The 17,513-nt window shown below is 73.0% G+C and carries 6 protein-coding genes; 1 reads left to right on the forward strand and 5 read right to left on the reverse strand.

The window, feature by feature from the left end; all coding sequences use genetic code 11:
• Window positions 1–2 precede the first annotated feature (2 nt).
• The 5 genes from EPAKOI_RS05695 to EPAKOI_RS05715 are packed head-to-tail and all read right to left on the reverse strand — an operon-like array spanning window position 3 to window position 5,136.
• Entirely contained in the window at window positions 3–797 is a 795-nt protein-coding gene (locus EPAKOI_RS05695; protein ID WP_124684591.1) for an ABC transporter permease, read from the reverse strand.
• Window positions 787–2,031 (reverse strand): glycosyltransferase family 4 protein, encoded by a 1,245-nt coding sequence (locus EPAKOI_RS05700; RefSeq protein ID WP_423193219.1) that lies wholly within the window; start codon window positions 2,029–2,031, stop codon window positions 787–789. Before EPAKOI_RS05700 ends, EPAKOI_RS05695 begins: the two co-directional genes overlap by 11 nt.
• Window positions 2,028–3,326, reverse strand: a complete 1,299-nt coding sequence (locus EPAKOI_RS05705) for a capsule biosynthesis protein (protein ID WP_423193220.1) — start codon at window positions 3,324–3,326, stop codon at window positions 2,028–2,030. The genes EPAKOI_RS05700 and EPAKOI_RS05705 overlap by 4 nt, the downstream gene beginning before the upstream one ends.
• Window positions 3,287–3,892: a hypothetical protein gene (locus EPAKOI_RS05710; RefSeq protein WP_423193221.1), complete on the reverse strand. Its 606-nt coding sequence runs from the start codon at window positions 3,890–3,892 to the stop codon at window positions 3,287–3,289. The genes EPAKOI_RS05705 and EPAKOI_RS05710 overlap by 40 nt, the downstream gene beginning before the upstream one ends.
• Window positions 3,871–5,136: a hypothetical protein gene (locus EPAKOI_RS05715; RefSeq protein WP_423193222.1), complete on the reverse strand. Its 1,266-nt coding sequence runs from the start codon at window positions 5,134–5,136 to the stop codon at window positions 3,871–3,873. Before EPAKOI_RS05715 ends, EPAKOI_RS05710 begins: the two co-directional genes overlap by 22 nt.
• Before the next feature lie 321 nt (window positions 5,137–5,457).
• Between EPAKOI_RS05715 and EPAKOI_RS05720 the strand changes: the two genes are divergently transcribed.
• Window positions 5,458–17,490 (forward strand): filamentous haemagglutinin family protein, encoded by a 12,033-nt coding sequence (locus EPAKOI_RS05720; protein ID WP_423193223.1) that lies wholly within the window; start codon window positions 5,458–5,460, stop codon window positions 17,488–17,490.
• Window positions 17,491–17,513: the final 23 nt, after the last annotated feature.

Below are 17,513 nucleotides of genomic sequence, written 5' to 3' on the forward strand. Positions count from 1 at the left end.
GTTCAGTGGTGGACGTGGCGGCGCAGGACCCGCAGGCTGGCCAGCCCGGCCAGCGTCAGCGCCAGGCACCACGCCACGATGTAGAAGGGGTCGATGTACGGGCTCTCGAAGCTCTGGAACTGACCCTCGCGCAGCAGCTCGAAGATCTGCGTCAGCGGCACCCACGACAGCCAGGTGCGGTACGGGTCGGGAATCCACTTGAGCAGGAAGAACGCCCCCGACATGGGCATGGCCAGGTACACCACCGGGTGGATCAGGCGGTGCGCCATCTTGCTGAGGTAGGTGGCCGTGCAGACCAGCATCGACACGCCGAACGAGAACCACGTCATCAGCGCCAGCGCTGCCAGCATGACCAGCGGCCGGGCCGGCGGCTGGGCCACGCCCAGTGCGCAGGCGCCGGCCAGCAGCAACAGCAGCGCCACGACGCTGGATGCGGCCTCCAGCACCGCGCGCGCCACCAGCATGTCGAAGATGGTGACCATGCGGTGGTACAGCAGCGGCTGGTTGGCGTGCAGCGCGCCCTCGGCCCGCGTGACGATCGAGCGGAAGATGATGAACGCGCAGTACCCGCCCAGCGCGAACGGCACCGGCAGGATGCCGCCGCGATGGTGGCTGTCGCCGATGTGGATCAGCGATACCGACCCGGCCAGGAGCATTGGCTCGGCAATCAGCCACAGGTAGCCGATGTTCTCGCGGCCGTAGCGCGTATGCAGTTCGCGCAGGATCAGCGCGCCGATCACGCGGCATTGCACGCGCAGGCCGTGGCGCAGCGGCGAGGCGATCGAATCAGTTGGCAAGGTTGGCCTCCGTCGGTGGGCGGGCGGTGTCCGGCAGCCGGTCGATGGCGTCGAGCACCATGCGGCAGTGGTCGTCCCAGCCCGGCGCGCGCCAGGCGGCGATGCGGGCAAGCTGGGCGCGGCGGCGCGGCGCGGCCGCGTCGGTGTAGTCGTGGATCGCGCGCAGCCACGCGGGGCCGTCCAGCGGGTCCAGGTACTCGGGCGCGTCGCCGCCAGCTTCGCGCAGGGCGGGCAGGTCGCTGGCGATTACGGGCACGCCCAGTGCCAGCGCCTCGGCCACGGGCAGGCCAAAGCCTTCAGCCAGCGACGGCATCAGCAGCGCCCGCGCGCCGCGCAGCAGCGTGGCGACGTCGCGATCGGCCATGCCGTGGGTCAGCGTCACCACGCCGCGCAGCGCCGGCGACCGTGCCAGCAGGTTCAGGATATGTGCGTTCTCCCAGCCGCTGCGGCCCACGATCCGCAGGCGCGGCGCCCCCGCCGGCCCGGCCTGTGCCACCAGCCGCTGCCAGAGCTGCAGCAGCAGCATGTGGTTCTTGCGCGGCTCGATCGTGCCGAGCATCACAAAACAGGGCGCACCGGGTGATGGCCCGGCGTCGGCGCCCGGCGCGCGCGGGGGCGCCACACCCAGCGGCGCGACCATGAGCCGGGCGCCGTGCGGGTCCCGCGGCAGCCGCCCGGCAATGGCCTGGAGCGTCGCCCGCGAGTTGCAGACGACCAGGTCGGCCAGCGCGTCGACGGTCTCCATGCGCCGCCGGTGCACGTCGGCCATGCCGGCACGCGCGAATTCGGGATGCGTGAGCGGAATCGCGTCGTGGACCAGGCAGGCCAGCCGCGCCTGTTCCGCCGCCAGCGCGCGCGCCACGGCGGCGGGACGTTCCAGGTTCGTGTGCGACAGCAGCAGGTAGACGGCCCGCCGCGCCGACGGCCACGGGCGCGGCAGCCGCGGCCACGACAGGCACAGCGCCGCCCAGAGCCGCCATGCCGCCAGGCGCGGGCCCGTGGGGTCGCCGCGCCAGCGGCGCGCGGTGTCGTCGAGAAAGCGGCGCGTGGCCGCGGCGGGCAGGCGCACGTGCCAGCCGCACGGGTGCATGGCGGTATAGACCAGCCGCCCGGCAGCGTGGCGGCCCAGATAGTCGGCATGGGCCATCTCCACGCGGTCGATGCCGGTGGGCGTGGCATGGCGCGCGCGGCGCATCAGCCGCGTGATGTCCAGCAGCAGTTCGGGGTGGCTCATGCGACGGCTCCAGCAAGCGCCGCAGGCGCCGGCGCAGCGGTATCGGCCGGCTCGGCGGCGCCCAGCAGCCGCCGGCATACCGGTCCGATCAACAGGCCGATGGCCGCCGCGTTGTGAAAGCCGCCGTGCAGCAGGCAGCGGTGGCCCAGCACGCGGCGGAACGCATCGAACAGCGCCGCGTCGGGCGCGCACGGCGCCTGCCAGAACGTGGCCAGCGGCTGCGGGTCGGTCAGGCCGGGCAGGTCGTAGACAGCCGTGCCCAGCACGCGCACGGGCACGCCGGCGGCCAGCGCCAGCGTGCCGCTGGTGCTGTTGACGGTGACCATGCCGCACGCGTGGCGCGCCAGCAGGTCGAGGTCGCCGCCGTCGATCCAGACCAGCCGCCCATCCATGCCGGCGCGCCGGGCCTGGCGCATTGCCACGCCGTGCCAGTCGGTCACGCCATTGTCGAGCGGATGCGACTTGATCGCCAGCAGGCAGCCGGCCGGCGCGTGGCGCGCGAAGTCGTCGATGACGCGCGCCAGCGCATCGGCCAGCCCGCCGAACGGCGAATGCACGCGCAACTGGAAATCGGAGTCGAGCTGCAGCGGAAACAGGAAGTACGGCTGCCCCGCCAGCCGCGCGGTGGCCTGTGCCGCCTGCCGTGCCGCGCGCCGGCGCCGGGTCAGGCGCAGCGCCCAGCCGGCCAGTTCGCGCGCCGGATGGCAGCCGCGATGCGTGGTGTAGTGCGGATACGCGGGCCAGGAACAGTACGCGGCCAGGTAGTACCCCAGCGCCGCCCGTGCGCGCGCGCCGAAGTTGCCGGGGATCGGCGCATGCGGCGGCGGCGCGGGCAGGCCGCGTGCCTGGGCCAGATACCAGGCCGCGTCGCGCGGCAGCGTGGAATGGCCGTTCACGCCGTCGCGCTCCAGCGTGATCCAGTCCGGACGCAGGTAGCCTTCCTCGAACACATGCACGCGCGCGCCATGGCGGTGCGCCACGCCGATGGCCGCGCGATGCAACGGACGGCAGTCGCCGAACAGCACCAGATCGGTCACGCCCAGCCGTGCCAGTTGCGCCGCCAGCCAGTCCGGCCAGCGATGGTCGCGCCCGCGCCACGCCAGCGCGGGGCCGGCGCGCCAGTCCAGCGCGTCGCCGCCATGGAAGTTGATGCGGTGCACGCCATGCCGCGCGGCCCGCAGCGCGGCGCCCAGCCGGCTGAAGAACGCCCCGGGCGGCCCCTGCAGGAACAGGAAGGTGCGCGGCGCGCCGGCGGTCACGACCACGCCCCCAGCAGGCGCCCCTGCATGGCCCATATGGCGCGCCGCAGCCGGCCCTGCCACTGGCGCAGGCGCGACAGCACGGGCGCGTGCTTGCGGCGGCCCCGCTCGGCAAAGCGCTGCACCAGCACCTCGGGCGGGCAGGGCAGGCCGGTCTCGGGGTCGAGGTAGCGCGGGTACAGCAGCAGCGTGCCGGCCACCAGTTCGTCGAGCGTCAGCGTGCGCCGGCGCCACGCCATCGGCGCCATGTCGCGCGTCAGGCCCCAGCCTGCGTAGAACGGCTGGCCGTGCACGATGACCTCGCGGCCGCGCAGCAGCGCTTCGAAGCCGGCCAGCGACGTCAGCGCGTGCACGGCGTCGGCCGCATCGAGCCAGCGTGCCAGGGACGTGCCACGCGCGACCATATCGGCATGGCGCAGCGCGTCCTCGTCGCTGACCACGCCGGGGCGGTGGCCGGCCTCCACGTCGGGGTGGGGCTTGAAGACGATGTAGGCGTCAGGCTCCACCGCGCGCACGCGGCGCAGCAGTTCCAGGTTACTGGCGATGCCGGCGCCGCCGAGCCGCAGCGACGCGTCGTCGGTCACCTGGCCCGGCACCAGCACGCAACGCCGCCCCGCCGGCAGCGGCGGCAGGGGGGGGCGTCGGCATGGCCGCTGCCGTACTTGGTGATGCGGTGCGTGACCAGCATGCGCCGCAGGTTGCGCGCGCGGCGCAGCAGCGCCGGGGTGAACGTGGTTTCGGCCAGCAGCACTTCAAGGTCGCTGCCGCTGGTGGGGTCGTAGTACATGCCGCGCCGGTCCACCACGATCGACATCGGCGGATACAGGTCGCTGCCCAGGCCGCGCGACCGGATGAAGCCGTCTTCCACGCGATACAGCGGCACGCGCGCCTCGCTGGCTTCCACGGCCAGTTCCAGCGTCTCGCGCGTGGCCCACACGGCCACCGCGCCGCGCTGCCGCCGGGCAAACTGCGCGGGCCGGCGCGATCCGGCAAAGAAGGGCACCGGGCGCGCGCCATTGTGAAAGAAGCGCGTGATGTCGCGCCGCTTCCAGAGCGCCATGCCGGTGCAGCAGGCCACCTCGCGGTTCTGGTGGCAGAACGCGCGCCAGAAGTGCAGCAGCTCGATGACCGCGTCGCAGTCGCACGGCTTGCCGGTGAACGGGTCGATGTAGCGCGTGCCGTCGCGCAGCACCGCCTCGGCCAGTTGCGCCAGAGACCGCGGCGCCTTGCGCTCGGTGAGTCCCACGTCATGCGTGAGCCCGCGTCCGGACAGGTAGCCGGTCTGCACGCAGGTAACGGGCTTGCCGGCCAGCAGCGCCAGGAAGCCGACCGTGTCGTTGCCGTCGACGATCACGCGCGCGCAGCGGTCGAGCAGCGGCCACGGGTCCACGGGATCGTGCAGCAGGATGCCGCCCTGCGCCTGCAACTGCGCGTGCAGCGTGCTCTTCCAGTGCGCCGTGGTGGGCATCACCAGGCACGGCAGCAGGTTCCAGCCCTGCGCCAGCGCCAGCATCTGCGCGGCCTGGCGCAGGTTGCCGGGGCGCAGCAGCGCCAGCGGACGGTCCCCCGCTTCGGCCAGCGCCGCGGCGGGGTCCGTGCCCCAGAACGTGCCGCCCACGCGCGCCTTGACCACGGCCTGGATCAGCGCGTGGCCGCCGTGGCCGTTGGCTTCGGGCATGGCGTCGAGTGCCGTGTCGATCCAGCCGGGCGCGCCCGCGTCGCGCGCCAGCCGCGTCTCGCTGAGCGGGGGGGCGCGCCACTCGAAGTCCGGCGCCGTCAGCACGCCCGGGGCACGGCGCAGCCCGTTGGACTGGGCGACTGGGTGGTGTGCTTCAGGCAGTGGCAACGGGCGCGATGACATGGAGACGAAGTGAGTTGTGCGGGGCCCCGACCTTGGGGCGAGGTCGGATGCTAGGCACGCTTCGCGTCTCGGATATGGCGAAATCTCCGTAGATCGCGCGTCACCCGGCCCGCTGCGCCTGCATGAATCGATTGCGACAGAATCTACGCAGGCCGGCGTGGCCGGCGCGCCACGGCCGCGCGCCCAGGCGCGTGCCGCCAGCCCTTGCGGCGCGCGGCTTCCGGCAAATCTGCCTATTTCCGTTCACGAACGCGTCACCGGTGGTCTGCAAGCTGCCGCGATTTTGAAGCGACCCCGTACCCGGCGATGAATCCCCTGCTCAAGCCCACCCCGCAAGTCCGCGCCCGCGCGCGCGCCACCGCATGGCGAGGCGTGCCGCGTCCGCTGGCGCAGGCGATGGCCGTCGTGCTGGCCGCGTGGTCCGCGCAGGCCACGGCCGCGGGCCCGGCCTTCAACGGCGCGTGGATCCGCCAGCAGGCCGGCCAGCAGGCAGCGGCCGACGCCGCGCGCATCGGCACGATGACGCAATGGGGCGCCACGCTCACGCCGCAGCAGATCCAGCAGATCAACGCGCAGACGCGCCTGTCGATCGCCAACCTGGGGCAGGTGGCGCAGGCCGCCGCGGCGGCGGCCGAGGCCCAGCGCAAGGCGCGCGAGGCGGCGCTGCGCGCGGCCGGCGGCGTGCCGGACGGCCTGGGCGAAGGCGGGCTCAAGGTCGATACCAACGCGGCCACGGCCGGCTGGAGCGGCGCCGACGGCCCCACGCAGACCATCGATCCCGCCACCGGCCGCGTGCTGGTGGGCGTGCGGCAGACCAGCGACCGGGCGATCCTGAACTGGGAGACGTTCAACGTCGGGCGCAACACATCGCTGCATTTCGACCAGCAGGCGAGCTGGGCCGTGCTGAACCGCGTCAACGACCCGCAGGCGCGTCCCAGCCAGATCCAGGGGCAGATCAGCGGCGCCGGCACGGTCATGGTGCTGAACCGCAATGGCGTGATCTTCTCTGGATCGAGCCAGGTCGATACGGGCAACCTCGTGGCCGCCGCGGCGCGCATGAGCGACGCGCAGTTTCGCGGCAACGGCCTGTACAGCACAAACGCGGGCAGCACGTTCGCGCCAAGCTTTACCGACGCCAGCGGCAAGCTGATCGTCGAGGCGGGCGCGCAACTGAACACGCGCGCGCCGGCATCGGTCACGCAGGGCGGCGGGTACGCGCTGCTGCTGGGCGGCGAGGTGCGCAACGAGGGCACGATCGCCACGCCGCGCGGCCAGGCGCAACTGGCCGCTGGCGACAGCTTCATCCTGCGCCCCGGCTACAGCTCGGACAGCAACCAGGTGTCCACCACGCGCGGCAACGAGGTGGCGGTGCTGCGCGCGGCGGACAGCGTGGCGGGGACGGTGGTCAACCGCGGCGTGATCCAGGCCGAACGGGGCGACATCACGCTGGCCGGGCACGACGTCCGGCAGGACGGCGTGGCGCTGTCCACCACGTCGGTCAGCCAGCGCGGCACGATTCACCTGCTGAACTCGGCCGCCGATACCAGGGGCCGCGTGACGCTGGGCAAGGGCAGCGTGACAGCCGTGCTGATCGAGGACAGCACCGACACGGCGCTCGACAGCCAGCGCGACGCGCTGATCGCCGAATCGAAGACCCAGGACGAGGCGCGCATCGCGGGCACGGCGATTCCAGCGGCGTTCGACAACCTGTCGCGGGCGCCGGACCGCCGCGACCAGTCGCGCGTGGAGGTGGTCTCGGGCGGCAACGTCACGTTCGACAACCAGTCGCTGACGCTGGCCACGGGCGGCCAGATCGCGGTCAGCGCGGCGGGCCGGGCCTTCGTGGCCGACGGTGCGCGGCTGGACGTGGCCGGGGCGCCGTCCGTCAAGGTGGCGATGGATGGCAACAACGTCAAGGTCAGCGTGCAGGGCAACGAGCAGCGCGACGCGCCGGGCAGCCGCGACAGCGGCAAGCTGACCAGCCAGGACGTATGGGTCGACGTGCGCGATCTCGTGCTGCTGCCGGCCGGCACCGGCGGCTACGCCACCGACCGCTACTACACGCCGGGCGGGCTGCTCGAAGTGGGCGGCTACCTGGGGACCACGGGCCACACGATCGGCGAATGGGCGGCCGTGGGGGGCTCGGTCCGGCTGGCAGGCAAGGAGGTGGTCACGCAGCGTGGATCGAGCGTGAACCTGGCGGGCGGCACCGTGGTGACCGCCGACGGCTTCATGCGCACGAGCTGGGTGCGCGGCAGCGATGGCGGCTTCTACGACGCCAACACGGCGCCGGGCGACCTGCTCTACGAAGGGCTCTACAACGGTTTCCAGGTGGACTACGCGCGCTGGGGCGTGACCGACCGCTTCTACAACACCGCGCTGGCGCCGACGTACCGGTGGCAGCGCGGTTACGTGACCGGGCGCGACGCGGGCAGGCTCGTCGTCGATGCGCCCACGGCCGTGCTGGAAGGCGACATCCACGCCAACGTGCTGCAGGGCGAGCGCCAGGTGGCGCGGCGCGATGCGGCCGTCACCGACGGCTACAAGGCCGCCCAGAACACGGCGGCGCAGGCCGGCCAGTTCGTGCTTGGCCACTTCCAGAACGACGCGCCGCTGCGCACGCAGCCGGCCGTGGACGTGCGTTTCACGGCCGGCGGCGCCGCGGCCACCGGCGGCATGACCGCCGACGATGCGCTGGCACCCGGGCGCACCGGCACCGCGTGGCTGGACGCCGCGCGCTTCTCGGGCTTCGGGCTCGGCGGCATCGAGGTCTATACGGGTGCGACGTTCCGCGTGGACGGTGCGCTCACGCTGGCCGATGGCGGCGCGCTGAAGGTGGTGGCGCCCCATATCGACGTCAACGCCAGCGTCACGGCCCGCGCGGGCAGCATCCGGCTGGGCAACGTGCTGGCGCGCAGCGGCACGTTTGCGGAGACGCCGCTGGGCATCGACGGCAAGGCGTACGCGACGATCGGGCCGGACGTGACGCTGGATGTACGCGGCAAGTGGGTCAACGCGCTGCGCGATGGATCGGACGCGGCGGCGCTGGCGTTCGCCGATGGCGGCACGGTCGACATCGGCTCCACCCACGACGTGACCGTGGCGCGTGGCGCGGTGGTCGACGCATCGGGCGGCGGCGCGGTGCTGGCCGATGGATCGCTGCACGGCGGCAGGGGCGGGTCGGTCACGCTGGCCGCCAACGCGCCCGGCGCCAGCGCGGCGGGCATGACGCCCGACCCGGCGTCGACGCTGCATCTGGATGGCGACGTACGCGGCTACGCAGCCGGCGCGGGCGGCACGCTGGCGGTGTCGGCGGGCACCGTCCGCATCGGCGGTGCGGCAGCGGCCGGGCCCGGCGAACTGCTGTTGCCGGCATCGCTGTTCGCCAGCGGCTTCGGCGCGTACGACGTCAACGGCTTCAACGCGCTGACCGTGGCGGACGGCACGCGGCTCGATGTCACGCGACCGGTCTACCGGCTGACCGACGCGGCGCGCCAGGCGCCCACCGGCACCGATCCGGCCAGTGCGATGGCGCGCTGGCTGCCGCCGGCATACCTGGAAGATGCCGCCCGGGGCGTGCTGACGCAACGGGCCGGGGCCGACCTGACGCTGCGCTCGGCCGCGTACTACGACAACGCGGGCGGCTACCTGTCGGGCGGCAGGATCGACATCGGCACGGGCAGCGTGCTGCAGGTGGACGCGGGCCACGCGATCCGCGTGGACGGCAAGGACCGCATCCGCGTGGATGGCACGCTGGTGGCGCCGGGCGGCAGCATCGCCGTGCTCAATACGCGGGTGCCGGGCGGCGGCAAGGCCGATCCGTCCCCGGGCGACCTTGCCATCGTGATTGACGACCATGCGCGGCTCGATGTGGCCGCCCGCGCGGCCACGGCGCGGGACCAGTATGGCCGCGCCTACGGCGTGGTGCCCGATGGCGGCGCCATCGTGCTGGGCAGCGAGGGCGGCGTGGTGGACGACACCCGGGCGCCGGTGTCGTCCGATGCGTTCGTGATCGTGCGCGCCGGCGCAGTGCTCGATGCATCGGGCACGTCGGCAAGCCTGGCAGCGGGCGCGGTATCGAACCGGCTCGATCCGATGTTCCAGGCCGTGTACGACGCCGCGAGCGGTGGCGGCCGCATCGCCGTGCGCAGCTTCAGCGGCTTCACGCTGGACGGCCGGATGACCGCGGCGGCCGGCGGCGCCACCGCGCGTGGCGGGGCGCTGACGCTCGAACTGCAATCGCCGCTGTACCGCGACACGGCGCTGCCCGACGCCGCGCGTGTGCCGCGCGAGCTGCTGGTCAGCCAGCATGACCAGGCGTCCACCCCGTACGCGCTGGGGCGCGGCGCGATCAGCGTCGACCGCATTGCGGCCGGGCGCTTCGACGACCTGTCGCTGGTATCGGTGGACGCGGTGGGATTCGTGGGCAGCGTCGACCTTGCGATGCGGCAGAGCCTGCATGTCGGCGCCGGCTGGATCGACGCGGCGTCGCTGGCGGGCGCGGCCGTGCCGGACACCCACGTGACGCTGTCGGCGCCATACGTGGCGCTGGATGCGGCACAGCGCGCGTCGACCGTCACGGACAGCCGGGCCTATCCGGTGGTGAAGCCACAGCTCCAGCGCGCGCGGGCAGAGACCGACGCGTCGCTGTCGGTGCGGGCCAGCCTGATCGACCTGGGCACGATCGACCTCGCCGGCATGACGGGCGACGTCCAGCTGGCCAACGGCAGGCAGATGGCCGTGGCGCGTGCCGGCTTCGGCAGCGTGGACTTCACGAGCCAGGGCGATATCCGGCTGGCCGGCGCGCTGCGCGCATCGCGCGTGCTGACGCTGGATGCGGCACAGATCTACCCGGTGTCCTCGGCCACGGCATCGCTGTTCGCCACCGAGCGCATCGCGCTGGGCCGGACCACGGCCGACGCGCCGGCGCAACCGTTGGCGGTGTTCGGCAGCCTGACGATCCAGGCGCCCGACGTGCGGCAGGGCGCCGTGCTGCGCGCGCCGCTGGGCAAGCTCCAGATCGGCGTGGGCAACGTCAGTGAGGCCATCGGCGACAAGCCGTTTGTCACCGACACGGTGGCGTTCCTGCCGGGCAGCATCACCTCGGTCAGCGGCGCCGGCCTGAGCCTGCCGTACGGGGGCACCACGGACGGCATCACGTACACGTACCGCAAGGCCGATGGCACCACGCAGGAGGTCAGGCTGGCCGACAGCGCCATCAACGTCATCGGGCAGCATATCGACGTGGAACAGGGCGCGCTGCTCGACCTCTCGGGCGGCGGCGACCTGCGCGGCGTGGCGTTCGTGAGCGGGCGCGGCGGATCGGTGGACGTGCTGAACACGGCGCTGGCCAATGCCAGCCCGGCCAATACGTTCAGCGATGCCGGCAACGCGGTCTATGCGATCGTGCCGTCCATGCAGGCCGCCTACGCGCCGGTGGATGCTGCCGCGCGCAACGCTCCCGGCGTGGGGCGCCAGATCACGGTGCCGTCCGGCGTGCCGGGCCTGCCGGCGGGCACCTATACGCTGATGCCGGCCAGCTATGCGCTGATGCCCGGCGCGTTCCGCGTGGAACTGGGCGGCACGGCCAGCCTGGCCCAGCAGGGCGTGCTGTCCCTGCGCAACGGGTCGTACGCGGTGTCGGCGGTGCAGGGCGTGGCCAATGGCGCCGTGCGCGACGCCCAGCCCACGCGCGTGATCGTCACGGGGGCCGATACGGTGCGCAAGTACGCGCAGTACAACGAAACAGGCTATGCCGACTTTGCGCGCGAGCAGGCCAGCACGCTGGGCAACCCGCTGGCGGCCCTGCCTTCCGATGGTCACGCGCTGAACCTGAAGCTGGGCGTGCCGGCGACGCCCGGCGACGCGCTCACGTTCGATGGCCGCGCGGTGTTCGACGCCGCCAGCGGGGGGCGGAATCCCGGCTACGTGACGGTCGACGCCACGCTGGCCACGACCCCGGTCGAGGTGCGTCCGGCGGGCACGGCGGCGACCGACGGCATGGCGTCGGTCACGGACCGCAGCCTGAATGCGCTGCAGGCGCCGCGGCTGGTGCTGGGCGGCACGATCGTTGCCGAGGCCGCGAACCCGGGCAGTTTCTCGATCAACACAATGACGCGGGCGCTGAACGTCCGCGAGGGCAGCGTCGTGCGCGCGCCGGAGATCATCGCCACCGCCGGCGTCGGCGGCATCACGATCGAGTCGGGCGCGCGGCTGGACACGCTCGGCATGGGCACCGCCACGCCGTTCCGATCGGCGGACGGCTATGTCTATCGCGCGGGCCACGCCAACGGCGTCAATGCGCTGCCCGTGCTGGCGCTGTCCAACAACTGGCTGGACCTGCGCACGGAAAGTGTCTCGGCCCAGAGCGGCGGCATCCGCATCGGCGCGGCGCGCCTCTACACCGAAGGGTCGCTGGCGCTGATGCTGCAGGGCGCGGGCACGCTGACGATGGACGATGCGCTGCGTTTCGGCGCGCGCGAGCTGAGCCTGTCCGGGTCCAGCATCAATATCGGCAGCGCCGGCGCGCTGGCCGCCGCGGCGCGGGACAACGTGCTGCCGGCCGGGCTGCAGTTCAACCAGGCGCTGCTGGACCGCCTGCTGGCCGGCAACGACGAGCCCGGCGTGCCCGCGCTGGCGTCGCTGCGGCTGGGCGCCAGCAGCGCGATCAACTTCTTCGGCACGGTGGACGTGAGCGCCATCGACCCCGCCACCGGCAAATCGCGCCTGGGCGAGCTGATCCTGACCACGCCGGCGATCTACGGCCGGGGCGAGGCGGGCGACGTGGCCACGCTGACGGCCGGCAAGCTGATCTGGAGCGGCGTGAGCGACGGCGTGGCCTACAACACGACCACGCAGCCGTCGAGCGCACGGCCGGGCGCGGTGCTGGACGGCGGCGCGGGCACGGGACGCGGCACGCTGAGCCTCGTGGCCGACGACATCGTGCTGGGCTATGCCAGCTTTGCGGCGCCCGATTCCCGGCTGAATCTCGATCACCTGATCCTCGGGTTCTCCACCGCCAACCTGACAGCGGCCCGCAGTATCTCGGCCAACCACCGCAACACGCTGTCCGCGTGGCAGGCGCAGGGCAGCTACGTGCCGGGGCAGGGCTACCAGTACAGCGGCGGCAACCTGAACCTGAACACCCCGCTGCTGATGGGCGACGCGGGATCGGTCACGCAGTACGTGGCGGGCGGGGCGCTGACCGTGGCGCAGCAGCCCGGCCAGCAGGACGCGGCGGCCGGCGCCGGCGCGCGCGGCGCGGAGATCGGCCTGCGCGGCGGCACCGTCACGCTGGCGTCGCGCGTGGCGCTGCCGAGTGGCAAGCTCGTGGCGACGGCCACCGGCGACATCACGCTGACCGACGCGGCGCAGATCGACCTGGCGGGGCGCGACAAGACGTACTTCGACCAGACCCGCGCCACGCCGGGCGGCGACCTGGTGCTGGAGAGCGCCAGCGGCAACGTCACGCAGGCGGCCGGGTCGCGCATCGACGTGTCCGCGCCGCTGGGCGCGGCGGCCGGCACCATCCAGGTCACGGCGCTGGGCGAAGGTGCCGGGCGCGTCGACCTGGCGGGCCGCATCGACGGTGGCGCCGGTAACGGGGCGGACCCGGCGGCCAGCGGCGCGATCGACATCCGCGCGCGCGTGCTGGCGGACTTTGGTGGCCTGAACCGGCGCCTGAACGACGGCGTCGTGTTTGGCGCGCGCAGCTTCGTGGTGAAGCAGGGCGACCTCGTGATTGGCGACGAACTGCGCGCCCATGCGGTGACGGTGTCGGCGGATGGCGGCAGCCTGACCGTGAACGGCAAGGTCGACGCCAGCGGCACGTCGCCGGGCAGCATCCGGCTGGCCGCGCGCGACAACCTGACGATTGCTGGCGGCGCGCTGCTGGACGCCCACGCGACGACGCTGGACGTGGACGGCTACGGCCAGCCCATCGACGCGACGAACCGCGCCACCGTGGCGCTGTCAGCGGCCGGCGGCACGCTGACGCTGGCGCCCGGCGCGCACGTCGACCTGCGCTCGGCCGATGCCGTGGCGCGCGGCCGGCTGGTGCTCGATGCCGGCCGGGCCGGATCGGCCACGGCCAACGACATGCGCATCGAAGCGTCGGGGCCGATCACCGTGGATGGCGCGGCCAGCATCGCGGTGCAGGGCTTCTGGCGCTACGACAACGCGCCGGCGGACCCCGTGCCGACGCTCGACGGCCGGACCAACCAGATCGTCACGCAGGCGTACCTCGATTTGCTGCACCAGGACAGCCTGGCGTTCATCGATGGCGCCCAGCGCAACGCCGGCCTGCAGGCGCGGCTGGCCGGCCTGCGCAGCTATGGCGCGGCCTATCACCTGCGGCCCGGCGTGGAGATCGCCAGCCGCACGGCCAACGGCAACCTGACCGTCAGCGGCGACGTGGACCTTTCCGGCTACCGCTACGGCCCCAACGCCACCAGCGTGCGCGGCAGCGGCGAGCCGGGTGCCCTTGTGCTGCGCGCGGGCGGCGACCTGAACATCTTCGGCAGCATCACCGACGGCTTTGCGCCGCCCGTTGCCACGCCCGACGATGCCAACTGGAAGCTCGCGGCCGGCGTGGAGCCGTCGCGCGGCGAGCTGGTGCTGCCGGTGGCCGTGACGCTGCGCGGCGCCACGTCGGGCGTGGTGACATCGTTCACCAACGTCAATGGCGCGCTCGGCTTCGACATCCCGGTGCGGGCCACGGGGTTGAAGGCCGGCGTGGAAGTGCCCACGCGCGTGGCGCTGAACGCGGCCGCGACGATTCCGGCCGGCACCACGCTGCGCGCCGCCGTGCGCAATCCAGACGGCAGCGTGCGCTTTGCGGCCGGCACGGTGATCGCGCAGGCCACCAGCCTGACGCGCGGCAGCCAGCTCGACGCCGGCACGGTGCTGCCCGTGCTGCTGCAGGTGCAGGCGTTCACGGTGCCCGCCGGCACGCCGCTGTCGATCTTCTCCGGCGCGGCCAGCCTGGCGGCCAACGTGCAGGTGCCCTCCGGCACCAAGCTGCCGCCGGGCATCAACCTGCAATTCGCCAATGCGGCGGGTACCGGCACAGTGGCCAGCATCGACCTGCGGCCGACGGTGGCGGGCAGCCAGGGCCGGCTGTGGGCGGTGGCGCCGATGCTGGCGGCGGGTTCGGACTCGTGGTCGATGCGGCTGGCGGGCGGCGCGGATACGGCTTCGGCCGACACGCGCACGCTGCAGGCCGCCAGCGGGCTGGGCGGCGCGGGCAGCATCCGGCTGTCGGACTATCACTACACATCGATCCGGAGCACGGTCAGGCAGCCCGTGTTCAGCGTGGTCCGTACCGGCACCGCCGACCTGGACATGCTGGCCGGCGGCGACGTCTTCCAGGCCACGCCCTACGGCGTCTATACCGCGGGCACGCAGGCAGCCGGCATCGGCGCCAATGGCAGCGACCCGTTCAACCTGGCGCGGGGCGCCAGCAACGGGTCGGTGCTGGGCGCGGGGGTGGCGGCGGGCTACGAGGCGCTGGTCGGCAACGGCAACTACCAGGCCTGGTATCCGCAGCGCGGCGGCGACGTGCGGGTTGCCGCGCAGGGCGACCTGCGGGGCGACCTGATCGGGACGCAGAATGCCGGTCCGCTTGCCGGCATGGTGGCGAGCAACCTGATCGGCAACTGGCTGTGGCGGCAGGGCGGCGACGAGATCGGCCAGCGCACGGCCTGGTGGATCAACTTCGGCACGTATGCGCAACCGTATGGCGTCGATGCGCCGGGCAGGAACGCGCAGGTCATCGGCTTTACCGGCATCGGCGCGCTGGGCGGCGGCAATGTGCGGGTCGATGTCGGCGGCAATGCCGGCGTGCTGTCCGACCGCGGGAACAGCGAGGTCCTGCGCAGCAGCGGGCTCAACATCGTATCGGGCGGCAGCGGACGGGTGGTCGACGGCGCGCTCGTGCAGACCGGCGGGGGCCGTCTCGACGTCCGCATCGGCGGGGCCTGGAACCCGGGGCAGACGCTGTCGCAGGGTGCTGGCGACCTGACGAATGCGCCGGACCTGTCTGGCTCGGTGGTCAATCTGCGCGGCAACACCGTGCTGGCGGCGGCGTCGGTGGGGTATGTGTCCGGGACGGGCGGCACGGATCCCTCGGACCCGCGCTGGCAGGGTACCGCCCCCAGGCTGATCGATCCGACGATTGGCGGCGGCATCTACGTCGCACCGGGCGATGGAGAGGTCGCCGTGACGACGCGCGGCGACCTGGTGCTGACCGGCGCCCTGGACCCGGGACGCGCCCGGCTGGCGAGCACCACACCGTTCCAGGCGCAGGGCCGGGCCTTTGCGGGCGGCGGCTACAGCTGGTTCTCGCTGTGGACCGACCGCAGCGGCCTGTCGCTGGCGTCCAGCGGCGGGAACGTATCGCCCATCCAGATGCAGCGGGGCCCGGCCTCGCTGTCGGGCGGCTTCGATACCGACGGCGGCTATCTCTATCCGGGCGCCCTGCGTGTGGAGGCCGCGAGCGGCAGCATCTTCTATGGCAAGAGCGACGCTTCGGAAACCCGCGCGTTGCTGCTGGCGCCCACGCGCTTGGGCACCCTGGAAATGCTGGCGGCCGGCGATATCCGCGCGCGGGACTTTCCGGTCAACGTGTCGGGGGCCGACCCCGCCATGCTGCCGACGCCGTTCCATCCGGCCTTCGAGGCACGGTCCGGCGACAGTACGGTCGGGATCGTGACCAACGTGGCGTCGTCGGGCGGCGCCTCGGTCAATGCCCGCCGCAACTGGCTCTTCACGTACCAGCCGAACACCTACAAGGCCCCCGGCGACGATGGCGCGCGCGACCCGCTGCGCTTCTATGCCGTCGATGGCGACGTGGTGGGGCTGCGCACGGGGCAGATCGTGTCCTTCGGCGGCAATGCGGTGACGCCCGGCGACACCTGGTATGTCGGTAGCCGTCCGGTGTGGGTGCAGGCCGGCCGCGACGTCGTGGGCGCTGGCACCCGGCCGGGCCAGGTGGCCGGGTCCGGACTGCCGGGCAGCACGTACACCGGCAACCTGTTCGTCCACGCCGCACCGCACGACATCTCGGTGGTGTCGGCGGGCCGCGACATCGTGCAGTCGAGCTTCAACGTGGCGGGGCCCGGGCTGCTGGAGGTGCGCGCCGGGCGCAACCTGTACCAGGCGGACAAGGGATCGATCGAAAGCCTGGGCGCCATCGTCAACGTCGATCCGGCCAACCGCTCGGGCGGGGCGTCGATCGTCGCCATGGCCGGCGTGGGCGCCAGCGGCCCGGACTACGGCGCGTTCGCGCGTCGCTATTTCTCGGCCGGCAACGCGGCCGACGCCGCCTACGGGCTTGACGATCCGGCCAACGCGGGCAGGGTGGCCCGGACCTACGAGAAGGAACTGGCCGCATGGCTGGCGGCCCGCTACGGCGAGGGCGGCACCGGCGGGGCGGTCGAGCGCTTCCTGGCGCTGTCGCCGGCCGAGCAGGGCATCTTCGTGCGCGAGGTCTACTTCAACGAGCTGCGCGCGAGCGGCCGCGAGTACACGGATGCGTCCGGCCGGCGCGCGGGCAGCTACCTGCGCGGGCGCCAGGCCATCGCCACGCTGTTCCCGGCCCAGGACGGCCGGGGCAATGCCATTGCCTACGACGGCGACATCACGCTGTTCGGCGGCTCGGGCATCCGCACGGACTTCGGCGGCCATGTCGAGACGCTGACGCCAGGCGGCCGGACCGTGATCGGCGTGGAAGGCGTGGTGCCGCCGGCATCGTCGGGCCTGCTGACGCAGGGCACCGGCGATATCCGGATGTACTCGCGCGACAGCATCCTGCTAGGCCTGTCGCGCATCTTCACCACGTTCGGCGGCGACATCACGGCGTGGTCGGCCACGGGCGACATCAACGCCGGGCGCGGGGCCAAGACGACGGTGGTGTTCTCGCCGCCGCGGCGCCTCTATGACGACGTGGGCAATGTCACGCTGTCGCCCACGGTGCCCAGCACCGGCGCCGGCATCGCCACGCTCAATCCGATTCCGGAGATCGCGCCCGGCGACATCGACCTGATTGCGCCGCTGGGCACCATCGACGCGGGCGAGGCAGGCATCCGCGTCTCGGGCAACGTCAACCTGGCGGCGCTGCAAGTGGTGAACGCGGCAAACATCCAGGTACAGGGCAAGGCAACCGGGCTGCCGGCCATGGCCAGCGTCAACGTCGGTGCGCTGACGTCGGCCAGTGCCGCGGCAAGCGCGGTGAACCAGGCGGCCGAAGACCTGGCCCGCCAGCAGACGGCCAATGCGAAGGAACGCATGCCGTCGGTCGTGTCGGTCCAGGTGCTCGGTTTCGGGGAGGGCGGGCAATAGCGCGCACGCGATTCAATCATTCA

The organism is Cupriavidus sp. H18C2, from assembly GCF_049393795.1.
In the GTDB taxonomy this organism is placed as follows: Bacteria; Pseudomonadota; Gammaproteobacteria; order Burkholderiales; family Burkholderiaceae; genus Cupriavidus; species Cupriavidus pauculus_C.